The organism is Micromonospora sp. NPDC057141 (genome assembly GCF_042670805.1).
GTDB lineage: Bacteria > Actinomycetota > Actinomycetes > Mycobacteriales > Micromonosporaceae > Micromonospora.
In genome coordinates this window covers 100,568-113,380 of the sequence record NZ_JBHUVA010000012.1, presented here as the reverse complement: position 1 = coordinate 113,380, position 12,813 = coordinate 100,568, and the positions used below count along the sequence as shown (strand labels likewise).

10 protein-coding genes are annotated in these 12,813 nt (G+C 75.9%); 7 read left to right on the top strand and 3 right to left on the bottom strand.

Annotation, left to right across the window (positions count from 1 at the left end; all coding sequences use genetic code 11):
• Positions 1–81 precede the first annotated feature (81 nt).
• Positions 82–1,254, bottom strand: a complete 1,173-nt coding sequence (locus ACFT41_RS10525) for an acyl-CoA dehydrogenase family protein (RefSeq protein WP_377587488.1) — start codon at positions 1,252–1,254, stop codon at positions 82–84.
• Between the two features lie 289 nt (positions 1,255–1,543).
• On the opposite strand from ACFT41_RS10525, the gene ACFT41_RS10520 reads away from it, so the two are divergent.
• From ACFT41_RS10520 to ACFT41_RS10500, 5 genes are all read left to right on the top strand, one after another.
• Positions 1,544–2,251: a hypothetical protein gene (locus ACFT41_RS10520; protein ID WP_377587487.1), complete on the top strand. Its 708-nt coding sequence runs from the start codon at positions 1,544–1,546 to the stop codon at positions 2,249–2,251.
• Between the two features lie 12 nt (positions 2,252–2,263).
• Positions 2,264–4,555, top strand: a complete 2,292-nt coding sequence (locus ACFT41_RS10515; protein ID WP_377587486.1) for a sensor histidine kinase — start codon at positions 2,264–2,266, stop codon at positions 4,553–4,555.
• Entirely contained in the window at positions 4,545–5,207 is a 663-nt protein-coding gene (locus ACFT41_RS10510; protein ID WP_377587485.1) for a response regulator, read from the top strand. The genes ACFT41_RS10515 and ACFT41_RS10510 overlap by 11 nt, the downstream gene beginning before the upstream one ends.
• Positions 5,208–5,240: 33 nt before the next feature.
• Positions 5,241–6,170 (top strand): LLM class F420-dependent oxidoreductase, encoded by a 930-nt coding sequence (locus tag ACFT41_RS10505; protein WP_377587484.1) that lies wholly within the window; start codon positions 5,241–5,243, stop codon positions 6,168–6,170.
• A gap of 88 nt (positions 6,171–6,258) precedes the next feature.
• The gene (locus ACFT41_RS10500) at positions 6,259–7,884 is read left to right on the top strand and encodes a hypothetical protein (RefSeq protein ID WP_377587483.1); all 1,626 of its coding nucleotides are present in this window, start codon (positions 6,259–6,261) and stop codon (positions 7,882–7,884) included.
• On the opposite strand, the gene ACFT41_RS10495 is transcribed toward ACFT41_RS10500, so the two are convergent.
• Positions 7,853–7,975, bottom strand: a complete 123-nt coding sequence (locus ACFT41_RS10495; protein WP_377587482.1) for a hypothetical protein — start codon at positions 7,973–7,975, stop codon at positions 7,853–7,855. The two genes, ACFT41_RS10500 and ACFT41_RS10495, sit on opposite strands and share 32 nt — an antisense overlap.
• A gap of 97 nt (positions 7,976–8,072) precedes the next feature.
• Here ACFT41_RS10495 and ACFT41_RS10490 point away from each other — a divergent pair, with 97 nt between their 5' ends.
• Complete coding sequence (locus ACFT41_RS10490; protein WP_377587481.1) at positions 8,073–9,386, top strand: D-arabinono-1,4-lactone oxidase; 1,314 nt, start codon at positions 8,073–8,075, stop codon at positions 9,384–9,386.
• A gap of 29 nt (positions 9,387–9,415) precedes the next feature.
• Here the strand turns inward: ACFT41_RS10490 and ACFT41_RS10485 are convergent, their stop codons facing one another.
• Positions 9,416–10,558 (bottom strand): site-2 protease family protein, encoded by a 1,143-nt coding sequence (locus ACFT41_RS10485; protein WP_377587480.1) that lies wholly within the window; start codon positions 10,556–10,558, stop codon positions 9,416–9,418.
• Between the two features lie 165 nt (positions 10,559–10,723).
• Here ACFT41_RS10485 and ACFT41_RS10480 point away from each other — a divergent pair, with 165 nt between their 5' ends.
• Positions 10,724–12,802 (top strand): prolyl oligopeptidase family protein, encoded by a 2,079-nt coding sequence (locus ACFT41_RS10480; RefSeq protein ID WP_377587479.1) that lies wholly within the window; start codon positions 10,724–10,726, stop codon positions 12,800–12,802.
• The last annotated feature ends 11 nt before the right edge of the window (positions 12,803–12,813 follow it).

Genomic DNA, 12,813 nt, shown 5'->3' with positions numbered 1-12,813 from the left:
CCGGGCTCGTCCCCGGCGCACCGGGGCCGTGCCGGGGTCCGGTCCGACCGTGCCGGGCCGTCGCCGCCGCGCACCCCGGCGTCAGTAGGCCAGCTCGACCGGCCGGCCGAGCAGCCGGCTGCCGTTGTTGCCCAGCCAGCCCTCGGCCGCCGCCGCGTGCTGCGAGAACGTGTGGATGTCCCGGAAGCGGCGCTGCACGGGCGAGGAGTCCCGCGCCGCGCCGCCCCCGGCGGCCCGGTAGCAGGCGTCCACGGCGGCCGTGGTCACCTCGGTGACCCAGGGCAGGCTGGCCGAGATGCGCGGGTGCAGCTCGCCGAGCGCGGCCGGGTCGCCGGAGAGGGCGGCCCGGAACAGGTCGTCGGCCAGCGACCGCAGCAGCGCCCGGGCCGCCCGCACGTGCAGGTCGGCCCGGCCGAGCCGCTCCCGGAAGGCCGGCGAGTCGGCCAGCGACTGCCGGGCGTAGAGCCGCTGCCGGCCGCCGTCGAGCAGAGCCACCATGTCGTCCAGGGCGCCCTGGGCGATCCCGACGGCCACCGCGCCCAAATGCAGGACGAACTGGGCCAGCGGCGCGACGAAGCCGGGCCCCGGCACGCACGGCACGCCGGTGAACAGGTCGAAGCTGCGCTCGACCGGGCAGTAGACCGAGTCGACGTGTACGTCGTGGCTGCCGGTGCCCCGCAGCCCGAGGGCGTGCCAGGTGTCCTCCACCGTCACCTGCCCGGCCGGGAACAGCATCGAGCGGACCTCCACCGGCTGGCCGGCCGGGCCGGGCAGCGGCTGACCGTCGCCGGTGAGCACGCAGTTGCCGAAGATCCAGTCGGCGTGCCGGGACCCGCTGGCGAACGCCCACCGCCCGGTCACCTGGAACCCGCCGTCGGCCAGCTCGGCCCGCCCCTGCGGGGCGAAACCGCCGGCCACCACGACGTCGGGGCCGTGGGCGTACAGCTTGTCGAACTGGTCCCGGGGCAGCATCGCCAGCAGGTGCGGTGTCTCCGCACCGATCATCACCGCCCAGCCGGTGGACCCGTCCGCGCGGGCCAGCGCCTCCAGCACCGCCAGGCCGGTGTGTGGGTCGGCGTCGTACCCGCCGTGGCTGCGCGGCACGAACATCCGGAAGCAGCCGGCGGCCCGCAGGCGGTCGAGCAGGTCGGCGGGCAGTTCCCGGGCCGCCTCGATCTCCTCCGCCCGTCGGGTCAGCTCCGGGGTCAGCTCCCGAACGGCACCGGTCAGTCGGGTCCGGTCCTGGTCGTCCACTGCCGCCTCCTGCTCACACCTGGCCCGCGACGCCCCTGCGGCGCCACGGGATCGCGGCGCCCACGCCGACGCCACGGCTCAGACGGTCCGTCGCCCGGCGTCCCGGCGGGAAGGGACAGCGGTACCGGCGCGCCGGGCCCCCGGCGCGCGGCGGAAGTTCCCGGCCGACCGGGACGGCACGCACCAGGCGGCCGGGACATCGGGACCGGCACGCTCGGCGGGGCCGGCGGCCGTCGCCCGTACCGCGACCCGCCGGCCCCACCCACCAGTCGTCAACCGGGAGGCCCCCGTGTCCGTCAGCACCCACCTCGTCGACACCGCCGTCGCCACACCCGAGCCGGCCGCGCCACCTGGCCGCGCCTGGGCGCTGGCGGGCGCGGTCGGCGGCCTCACCGGCCTGGTCGGCCTCTTCGTCACCGCCGGCCTCACCGACGTCGACACCTCCGTCTTCGCCGACAACGCCCGCTACGTCGCGGCGGTGGCCGGCCGTGAGGCGTACGTCTGGGCGTTCCAGATCCTCACCACCGTGTCCGCTGCCTGCCTCGCGGTGTTCGCCGTCGGACTGCGTCGCCGGCTCGCCGCCCGGGAGATCTCCGGCAGCCTGCTGCCGGAGATCGCCGCCGCCGGCCCGCTGCTGACCGCGGCCCTGCTGCTGGTCGGCGGCGGCGTCTCCACCGAGCTGTACTTCAACCTGCTGCACGCCCACGAGACCGACGCCGACCTGGTCGCCGCGCTGCTGAGCCTCTACGGCACGCTGCCCTGGGTCTGGGCGGGCATCGGGCTGAGCGCGGGCGCGCTGGCCGTGACCGGCCTGGCCCGGCGCGCGGCGGGCCGCTGGTTCGGGGCGTTCAGCCTGCTGATGGCGCTGGCGATCGCCGCCACCCAGGCGGTGCCCCTGCAGTACCTCGCCCTCGTCCCCGCCGGGCTGTGGACGACTGTCGCGGGCCTGACATTCGCCGTGGAGCAGCGGGCCATCGGCAACCGGCGGCCCGCCTGACAGGATCACCTCATGCTGGCCGACCCGGCGCCGCCTGCCCGCGCCGTCCCGAGCACCGGCGACGACCACCGCCGCCCGGTCGCCGCCCGGGCCGTCGCCGTCGCCTGCGCGCTGCTGTTCACCGGCACGGCGCTGTGCTGGGCGCTGGCCCACCGCCCCTGGGGGCTGGCGCAGCTCTACTTCCTCGTCGACTTCAGCGACTGCGCCGTCTACGGGGCGGTGGCCTGGCTGATCCTGCTGCGCCGGGGGCACCCGGTCGCCTGGCTGCTGGCCGTGACCGGGATCGGCGGCGGGGTCTCCGCCCTGGGCGCCCAGTACGCCGAACTGCTCCGGGTGCACCCGGAGCTGCCCGAGGTCACCTGGCTCACCTCGGCCCGGCACTGGGGCTGGGCGCCGGGCATGCTGTCGCTGATCGTGGTGCTGCCGTGGCTGGTGCGGGAGGGGCGACTGCCGGTGCCGGCGCGGGCGGCGGTGACGGCGGGCGCGGCGGTCGTGGCCGCCTTCGAGCTGTGCCAGCTCACCTGGCCCGGCCCGGGGGCCACCGGATCGGGGGCGCCGCTGCCGATTCCCAGCGCCGGCTGGGCGACGCTGATCGAGCTGGTCCAGCCGGCGCTCGCGGCCCTGGTGCCGGTGCTCGGGCTGGTCGCCGCCGGTGGGCTGCTGTGGCGGCGCTGGGTCGCGTCGACCACCGAACGGGTCGGGCTGGGCTGGCTCGCCGTGGGCACCGCGCTGCTCGCGGTCAGCTTCGCCCCGGTGGCGCTGCCCCCCGACCGGGCGCACCTGGTGCCGTCCTGGCTGCCCCCGACGGGCATGCTGGCCGCCCAGGCGTTCTTCCCGGCCGCCGTGCTGGCCGTCGTGCTGCGGCAGCGGCTGTGGGGGATCGAGATCGCCGTCCGCCGTACGCTGGTCTGGTTCCTGCTGACGTTCCTGCTGATCGCCGCGTACGTCGTCGGGGTGACCACCCTGGACGCCCTGCTCCCCGCCAGCCGGGCGGTGCCCGGGGTGCTGGTCACCGCCCTCGTCGCCGCCGCCGTGCAGCCCGTCCGGTGGTGGGTGCAGCGGCGGGTGGACCGGCTGATCCACGGCGCCGCCGCCGAGCCGCTCGGGGTGGTCCGGGGCGTGGGGGACCGGATCAGTGCCAGCGAGGACCCGGCCGACGTGCTGACCGGGGTGGCGCGGAGCCTCACCGACTCGCTGCGGTTGGCCGCGTGCGGCATCGAGGTGGACGGCCCGGAGCTCTGCACCGCCCACTGCGCCTCGACCGGGCCGGTGGGCGAGCCGCTGGTGCTGCCGCTGCGCCGGGGCGAACGGGAGGTCGGCCGGCTCACCGCGTGGGCGCGGGCCGGCGAGCGGCTGGACGGGCGTACCCGATCGGCGCTGGTCGACCTGGTGCCCGTGGTCGCCTCGGCGGCCAGCCTCGCGGCCACCAGCCGGGCGCTGGTGGCCTCGCGGTCCCGGCTGGCCGAGGCCCGCGACTCGGAACGCCGCAAGCTGCGCCGGGACCTGCACGACGGGCTCGGCCCCACCCTGGCCGGGGTCGCGCTCGGCCTCCAGGCGGCCCGCAACCTCCTCGGCGTGGACCCGGCCGCCGCCGGCCGGCTGCTGGACCGGCTGCGTGACGAGACGGACCAGGGCGTCGAGCAGGTCCGCGACCTGGCCCGCGGCCTGCTGCCGCCGGTCCTCGGCGAGCGCGGGCTGGCCCCCGCCCTGCACGAGCTGGCCCGACGGTACGACGGCTCGGGGCTGGCCGTGCAGGTGGACGCCCCGCCCATGCCACTGCCCGAGCCGGTGGCCACCGCCGTGTACGGCATCGTCTCCGAGGCCGTCCGCAACGCCCAGCGGCACTCGGGCGCGTCGGTCTGCACCGTCCTGGTGGAGCGCGACGCCGACGGGCTCACCGTGCGGGTGGCCGACCCCGGGCGGGGCGTCGGGGCGGGCGTTCCGGCCGGGGTCGGCATGCTCTCGATGCGGGAACGGGCCGAGGGTATCGGCGGCGCGTGCGCGGTCGGGCCGGGGCCGGACGGCGGGACCACCGTCAGCGTGCGCGTGCCCGCCGACCGGCTCGGCCCGTTCCACTCGCAGCAGTCGTACCCGTCGTTCCCGTCGCCTGCGTTGCTCCCGTCGCCCCCGCTGGGCCACGCGGTGGGGGCAGCGGGGCCGGCGGGCCAAGCGGGTTCGGTGGGCGGTGCGCCTCCGGTGGGGGTCGCGCCGGGCGGTGCGCGGCCAGTGGAGGTGTCGTCGGGCGGTGCGCGGCCGGTGGGGGGCGCGTCGGGCGGGTCGGAGGTGACGGTTCGTGGGCGATGAACGGGCGGTGATCCGGGTGGCGGTGGTCGACGACCATCCCGTGTTCCGGCTCGGCATGACGGCTCTGCTGGCGTCCACGCCGGGGTTGGAGGTCGTCGGCGAGGCCGCGGACGCCGACGAGGCCGCCCGGGTCGCCGACCGCACCCGGCCGGAGGTGATCATCATGGACCTGCACCTCGGCGGCGGGCGGTCGGGCGTGGAGGCCACCCGCGAGATCGTCGGCCGGCACCCGGGGATCGGGGTGCTGGTGGTGACGATGCTGGACGACGACGACTCCGTCTTCGCCGCGCTGCGTGCCGGCGCGCGGGGCTACCTGCTCAAGGGCGCTGCGCCGGGCGAGGTGGACCGGGCCGTCCGGGCGGTGGCCAACGGGGAGGTGCTGCTCGGGCCGGTGGTGGCGAGCCGGGCGATCGGCTTCCTGGCCGGCGGCCGGGCGAGGGGCCCGGCACCCTTCCCCGAGCTGACCGACCGGGAGCGCGAGGTGCTGGACCTGGTCGCCCAGGGGTTGAGCAACCTCATCATCGCCCGCCGGCTGACGCTCAGCCCGAAGACCGTCCGCAACCACCTGTCCAACGTGCTCGGCAAGCTCCAGGTCGCCGACCGCAGCCAGGCCATCCAGCGGGCCCGCGAGGCCGGCCTCGGCCAGCCCTGACCCGCCCCCGTCTGCACTCCCTATGCTCGGGGGATGGAACTGCGGATCTTCACCGAACCCCAGCAGGGTGCCAGCTACGACCAGCTGCTCGCCGTGGCCCGCTGCGCCGAGGACGCCGGCTACGGCGCGTTCTTCCGTTCCGACCACTACCTCAAGATGGGCTCGGTGAGCGGCGACCCCGGCCCGACCGACGCCTGGACCACCCTGGCCGGCCTGGCCCGGGACACCTCCCGGATCCGGCTCGGCACGCTGATGACGGCCGCCACCTTCCGGTTCCCCGGCCCACTCGCCATCACCGTCGCGCAGGTCGACCAGATGAGCGGCGGACGGGTGGAGCTGGGCATCGGCGCCGGCTGGTTCGCCGAGGAGCACAGCGCGTACGGCATCCCGTTCCCGCCGCTGGGGGAGCGGTTCGACCGGCTGGAGGAGCAGCTCGCCGTCATCACCGGGCTCTGGGAGACCCCGGCGGGCGAGACGTTCGACTTCGCCGGGCGCTACTACCCGGTGGACGGCTCGCCGGCCCTGCCCAAGCCGGTGCAGCAGCCGCGCCCGCCGATCCTGCTCGGCGGGAAGGGACCGAAGCGCACGCCGCGCCTCGCGGCCCGCTATGCCGACGAGTTCAACCTGCCGTTCGTCTCGATCGAGGAGACGGCCGCGCAGTTCGGCCGGGTCCGGGCCGCGTGCGCGGAGATCGGCCGGGACCCGGCCGGGATGAACTGGTCCAACGCCCTGGTGCTGTGCTGCGGGCGGGACGAGGCCGAGGTGCGGCGGCGGGCCGGGGCGATCGGTCGGGAGCCGGCCGAGCTGCGCGAGAACGGCCTCGCCGGCACCCCCGCCGAGGTCGTCGACAAGATCGGCCGGTACGCCGAGGCCGGCAGCGGCCGGTTCTACCTCCAGGTCCTCGACCTGGCCGACCTGGACCACGTCGAGCTGGTCGCCGCCGAGGTGATGCCCCAGCTCTAGCGGCCACCGGAGCCAGTTCGCCGGATCCGCTGACACCCGGGGTCCCGTTGGTGGAACCTGCGAGAGGAGCTTCGGGCGGAGGTGGGGCGTGGGCCGCAGACAGGTCGGGCTGCTCGTCCTCACCGGCCTGTTCCCCACCGTCGAGGCCATCGTGCTGGTGGCCATGGGATTCGTGGCCGCCGAGGGGCTCGCGCCGCAGACGGGCGCCGTCTGGCCGTATGACACCTACCACGACCTGCGGTGGATGTTCGTATACCACCAGTCGTGGCCCGAGTTCCTGACGACGTTCTGCCTGGTGGTGCTGGCCCGCACCGGCTACCACACCCTCATGGTGCGGCTGGCCTGGCCGGACACGATACCGATGCCGTCGGTGCCGTGGATGCTGCGGCGGGGCTTCGTCCTCGCCGTGGTGGTCACGGTCGTCGTCTCGCCGTGGGCGGTGATCTCGGTGGCCGCGTCGGTGGTGGCGCTGTCCTGGGTGCTGCTCGGGTCCCTGCTGCCGATGTTCCTGATCGCCCCGTTCATGCAGCGGGCCGCCATGGTCCAGGTGTGGTGGGGCGGCCTGCCGTCGATCAGGCTGGTCGGCTGGTCGCTGCTGAACCTCGTGGCGCTCACGGTGGCCGGCGCGATCGCGTGGAGCATGCCGAGCTGGTGGACGGTGCCGGTGGCGACCGTGGCGGGCGTGGTGAACGGGCTGCTGTGGATCCGGATCCTCCGGGTGGCCCTGCTCGCGCCGCCGCCGAGATGGGCCCGGGTGCCCGTGACGCCGATCGTGGTGCTGATCGCGTTCGCCGTGCCGGTGCTGATCCCGCTGCTGGTGGACGCGGTGCCGGCGAGCCTGCGGGCCGAGCGGGTGCTGCTCGACCGGCCCCTGCCGCCGGAGGTCACCCAGGCGGTGGTGGTGCTGGCCGGCTACGGCTCCGCGTACGGGGGCGGGCAGCCGAGCGACCCGAGGGTGGAGTGGTTCTCCTACCGGGGGCTGGGCCCCGACGGAAGGCCCCTGCCCTACGACCCCCGGGACACCATGATCTCGATGGCGGACAGCGTCGCGCGGCTCGCCGACCAGGTGGACCGGCTGCACCGCCGTACCGGCCGGAAGGTCGCCCTGATCGGGGAGAGCGAGGGTGCGCTCGTGGCCCGCACCTACCTCGCCCAGCGGCCCCACCCGGCCGTCGACGCGCTGGTCATGTTCAGCCCGCTGATCGGGGCCGGCCGGGCCTACTACCCGCCGCCGGGCGCGCGCCGGGGGTGGGGCATCGTCACCGGCTGGTACCTGCGCGGGCTCTTCGAACCCGTCCGCCTCGCCGGTGGGCCCGGCAGCGGGCCGGACGAGCCGTTCATCCGGTCGCTGCTCGACGACGCGCCGTTCTACCGCAACCGGTTGATGTGCCCGGTGCCGGGCGTGCGGATGGTCGCCTTCCTGCCGTACACGACGGCCGCCGAGGCGCCGCCCGGCGACTACACCGGCATCCCGGTCTTCCAGACCCCGGGCGTGCACGGCGGCCTGCTCGACCGGACGCAGGTCCGGGACAACCTGGTCGCCTTCCTCGCCGGCGCGCCGGTGCAGCGGACCCGGCCCGAGTACACGCTGATCCAGCGGCTCACCGCCGCCTGGCAGGCGCCGCCGCTGGACATCTCGGCCAACCCGGCGTGGGCGGGCGTCCGGGAGCCGGACCCGGCGTTCACCGGCCGGGTCTGCCTGCCCGGCCGGTGACCGGCGGGCGCGGACCGAGGCCGGTCGGGTCGATCTCCTCCTCGGACGGGTACCCGTCGCCGCGCAGGGCGGGATCCGGGTAGCTGCTCATGGGCGTATGGTTCCCCGACGACACCCCGGGCAACCAGTGCCCGGCCCCGGTGCCGTCCGGGTGTCGACCCGACGACGTCGAGTGACGGGAGAGGCACGTGGACGCGAGCGACGGGAAGCCGGACGCGGGCGTGCCGGAGCGCAACTGGGCCGGCAACGTCCGGTACGCGGCGGCGCGGCGGCACCGCCCGGCCGGGTTGGACGAGCTGCGCCGGCTGGTCGCCGGCAGCGACCGGGTCCGGGCGGTCGGCACCGGCCACTCGTTCAACCGGCTCGGCGACACCGCCGGTGACCTGGTCTCGCTGGCCGGTCTGCCGCAGACGGCCGACGTCGACCGGGAACGGGCGACGGTCACCGTCGCCGCCGCCATGCGCTACGGCGACCTGGCCACCCGGCTGCACGCCGCCGGGTACGCCCTGCCGACGATGGCGTCGCTGCCGCACATCTCGGTGGCCGGCGCGGTGGCCACCGCCACCCACGGCTCGGGCGACGGGATCGGCAACCTGGCCACCGCCGTCTCGGCGCTGGAGCTGGTCACGGCCGACGGGGACCTGCTGACCGTACGCCGGGACGCCGACGGCGACCGGTTCGCCGGGATGGTGGTGGCGCTCGGCGCGCTGGGCGTGGTCACCCGGCTCACCCTGGACGTGCTGCCCGCCTTCGAGGTGCGGCAGTACGTCCGGCTCGGCCTGCCGCGCGCGGCGCTCGACGAGGCGTTCGCGTCGGCGTACAGCGTCAGTCTCTTCACCGACTGGCGCGGCGGGCCCGACTCGGGCGGCGGGGCCGACCGGCGCGGCGGGCCCGGCCGGATCGGCCAGGTGTGGCGCAAGCAGCTCGCCGCCGCTCCGCCGCCGCCGGCCGACTGGCTCGGCACCACGGCGGCGGCCGGGCCCGTGCATCCGGTGCCCGGCATGCCGGCGGAGAACTGCACCGGCCAGCTCGGCGAGCCGGGGCCGTGGCACGAGCGGCTGCCGCACTTCCGGCTCGGCTTCACCCCGAGCAGCGGCGACGAGCTTCAGTCGGAATACCACCTGCCCCGGGCGGCGGCGGCCGGGGCGCTGGCCGCGCTGGACCCGCTGGCGGACCGGATCGCCGCCGTGCTCCAGGTCTGCGAGCTGCGTACGGTCGCCGCCGACGAGCTGTGGCTGAGCCCGCAGTACGGGCGCGACAGCCTCGCCGTGCACTTCACCTGGATCGGAGACGGCGACGCGGTGGCCCCCGTGCTCGCCGAGGTGGAACGGGCGCTCGCCCCGTTCACGCCCCGGCCGCACTGGGGCAAGGTGTTCACCGCCGACCCGGCGGCGGTCGCCGCCGCGTACCCCCGGTTCGCCGACTTCGCGGCGCTGGCGCGCGAACTGGACCCGGCGGGGAAGTTCCGCACCGACCTGCTGGACCGCTACCTCCCCCGCTGACGGGCCGCCCGCACTCCCGAGCCGGCCGCTCAGCGGGGCGTGGGCGTCAGCTGGTCGCGGAGGCTGCCGCGCTGCACCGCCCGGCTGATGTCGCTGGGCGAGACGATCCCGACCAGCCGCCCGTCGGTCACCACCAGCGCCCGGCCGTCGGCGCACTCGCTGAGCCGGGGCAGCAGGTCGGTGAGCTCCTCGTCCGGGTCGGACAGCACGAGCTGGTCGGCCCGGCACGCCACCTCGGCCAGCGTGGTCGCCGACCGGCGGTCCGCCGGAATGCCGCGTACCCGGTCGAGGGTGACCAGGCCGACCGGCCGGCCCTCGTCGACCAGCGGCAACGCCGAGTGCCGGTACGCGAAAAGATAGTGGTCGACGAAGTCGGCCACGGTCATGTCGCCCGACGCGGTCTGCGGCTGTGGGGTCATCACGTCGGCGACCCGCACCCCGCGCAGCGCGCTGCCCATCCGGGCCTGCCGCTCCTCCATCCCGGCCGCGCCGATCAGGAACCAGCCGATCAGCGCCAGCCACAGCCCGCCGACCCCCGCCCCGCGCAGGAACTGCCACAGGCCCAGCCCGATCAGCAGCGCGCCGAGGACCCAGCCCGCGCGGGCCGCCACCACCGACGCCCGCGTCCGGTCGCCGGTGGCCTTCCACACGGCGGCCCGCAGCAGCCGGCCCCCGTCCAGCGGGGCGGCCGGCAGCACGTTGAAGATCGCCAGCAGGATGTTGATGCCGGCCAGCCACGCCAGTGCGCCGAGCAGCAGGCCGCCCACCCCGGCGAGGGCGAGCAGCGCGGCGACGCCGCCGAAGAAGACGCCGATGATCAGGCTGACCAGCGGCCCCACGCCGGCGATGCGCAGCTCCGCCCCCGGGTCGCGGGCCTCCCCGCGCAGCTCGGCCACCCCGCCGAAGAGCCACAGGGTGATCCCGGAGACCTCCAGCCCGTTGCGCTTGGCGACCACGGCGTGCGACACCTCGTGGGCGAGCAGCCCGAGGAAGAAGACCACCGCCGCGCTCAGGCCCGCGAGCACGTACGCCCAGGTCGGCCGGTCCGGGTACGACCGGGGGAACTGGCTGCCCGCCAGCCCCCAGGCGATCAGCCCGAAGATGACCAGGACGCTCCAGTTGACCCCGACGGGAACGCCCGCGATCCGGCCGATTCGGAAACTCGCCCTCATGTACCCGTCATACCCCGCGAAACCTGCGCCATGCCAGGGCCGGTGGTCCCCCTCGCCCGGATGCCGCGAGGGCATCGGCGGGGCATCGCCTGGGTACCGGCGGGGCATTGCCGGGGCCTCGGCGGGGCATCGGCGGGGTTGACCCGGCCGGGAATAGTGGCAAAGGTGACGAGGCTGATCGACACCGACGACGACCCGTACCGCTGGCTGGAGGACCTGGACGGCCCGGACGCCGCCGGCTGGGTGCGCGACCGCAACGCCGAGACCATGGCCGCGCTGACCGGCGGTGACCGGTTCGCCGCGCTGCGGGCCGAGATCCGCGAGGTGCTCGACGCGGACGACCGCATCCCCTACCCCGGCTGGCGCGGCGACCACCTCTACTACAACTATTGGACCGACGCCGCCCACCCCCGGGGCATCTGGCGGCGCACCACCCTCGACGAATTCCGCCGGCCCGAGCCGCAGTGGGACATCCTGCTCGACGTCGACGCGCTGGCCGAGCAGGAGGGCGAGAACTGGGTCTGGCAGGGGGCGACGGTGCTGCGCCCCGGGCACGGCCGGTGCCTGGTCAGCCTCTCCCGGGGCGGCTCCGACGCGACCGTGGTGCGCGAGTTCGACCTGGTCCGCCGGGCCTTCGCCGCCGACGGCTTCACGCTCGCCGAGGCCAAGAGCGACGTCTGCTGGATCGACGCCGAGCACATCCTGGTCGCCACCGACCTCGGGCCCGGCTCGCTGACCACCTCCGGCTACCCCCGCACGGTCCGCCGGTGGCGGCGGGGCACGCCGCTGCCGTCCGCCGAGGTCGTCTTCGCCGGCCAGGCCGATGACGTCTCCGCGTACGCCTCGCACGACCCCACGCCCGGGTTCGCGCGCACCTTCGTGGGCCGCCGCCTCGACTTCTTCCGCTCCGAGGCGTACGTGCTGACGGCGGCGGGGGAGCGGCTGCGGATCGACGTGCCGGAGGACGCCCACTGGGACGCGCACCGGGAGTGGCTGGTGATCGGCCTGCGCTCGGCGTGGACGGTCGACGGGGTGACCCACCCGGCGGGCGCGCTGCTGGCGGCCCCGTTCGAGGCGTTCCTCGCCGGTGAGCGGGAGCTGACGACGCTGTTCACGCCCGACGAGCGCACCGCGCTGAGCTACCACGCGTGGACCCGCAATCATCTGATTCTGGCCACCCTCGCCGACGTGCGCAGCAGACTGGAGGTGCTCACCCCCGCCGTCCCTGGCGCTCCCGGCGTTCCCGGCGTTCCCGGCTCGGCGGGGGCGTGGCGGCGGGAGCCGCTGGCCGGTGCGCCGGAGTCCGAGCACAGCCGGCTGGTGGACACCGACCCGGACGTCGGCGACGCGTACCTGCTGGTCTCCGAGGGGTTCCGGCAGCCGGCGACGCTGCGGCTCGGGCAGGTCGGCGGCCCGGTCGAGCCGCTCAAGCGGGCGCCGGCCTTCTTCGACGCCTCCGGCCTGGCCGAGCGCCAGCACTTCGCCACCTCCGCCGACGGGACCCGGGTGCCGTACTTCCTGGTGGGCGACCCCGACGCGGCCGGCGGGCCGACCCTGCTCACCGGGTACGGCGGCTTCGAGGTCCCCGAGCTGCCGCACTACAGCGGCATCGTCGGCCGGGGCTGGCTGGCCCGGGGCGGCAGCTACGTGGTGGCGAACATCCGGGGCGGCGGCGAGTACGGCCCAGCCTGGCACCGGGCCGCGCTGCGGGAGAACCGACCGAGGGCGTACGAGGACTTCGCCGCCGTCGCCGCCGACCTGGTGACCCGGGGCATCACCACACCGGAGCGCCTCGGCATGGAGGGCGGCAGCAACGGCGGCCTGCTGGCGGGCGTGATGCTGACCCGCTATCCCGAGCTGTTCGGCGCGATCGTCGCGCACGTGCCGCTGCTGGACATGCGCCGCTACCACAAGCTGCTCGCGGGGGCGTCCTGGATGGCCGAGTACGGCGACCCGGACGACGCCGCCGACTGGGCCTACCTGCGCGAATACTCGCCGTACCACAACGTCGACGGCGGCCGGCCGTACCCGTCGACCCTGCTCGTCACCTCCACCCGCGACGACCGGGTGCACCCGGGGCACGCCCGCAAGATGGCCGCCCGGCTGCGCGAGCGCGGGCACGAGGTGGCGTACTACGAGAACGTCGAGGGCGGGCACGGCGCGGCGGCGAACAACGCGCAGCGGGCGTTCCTGTGGGCCCTGACCCTGGAGTTCCTCTGGCGAAACCTGGGCGGGCAGGCGTAACCGACCCGACC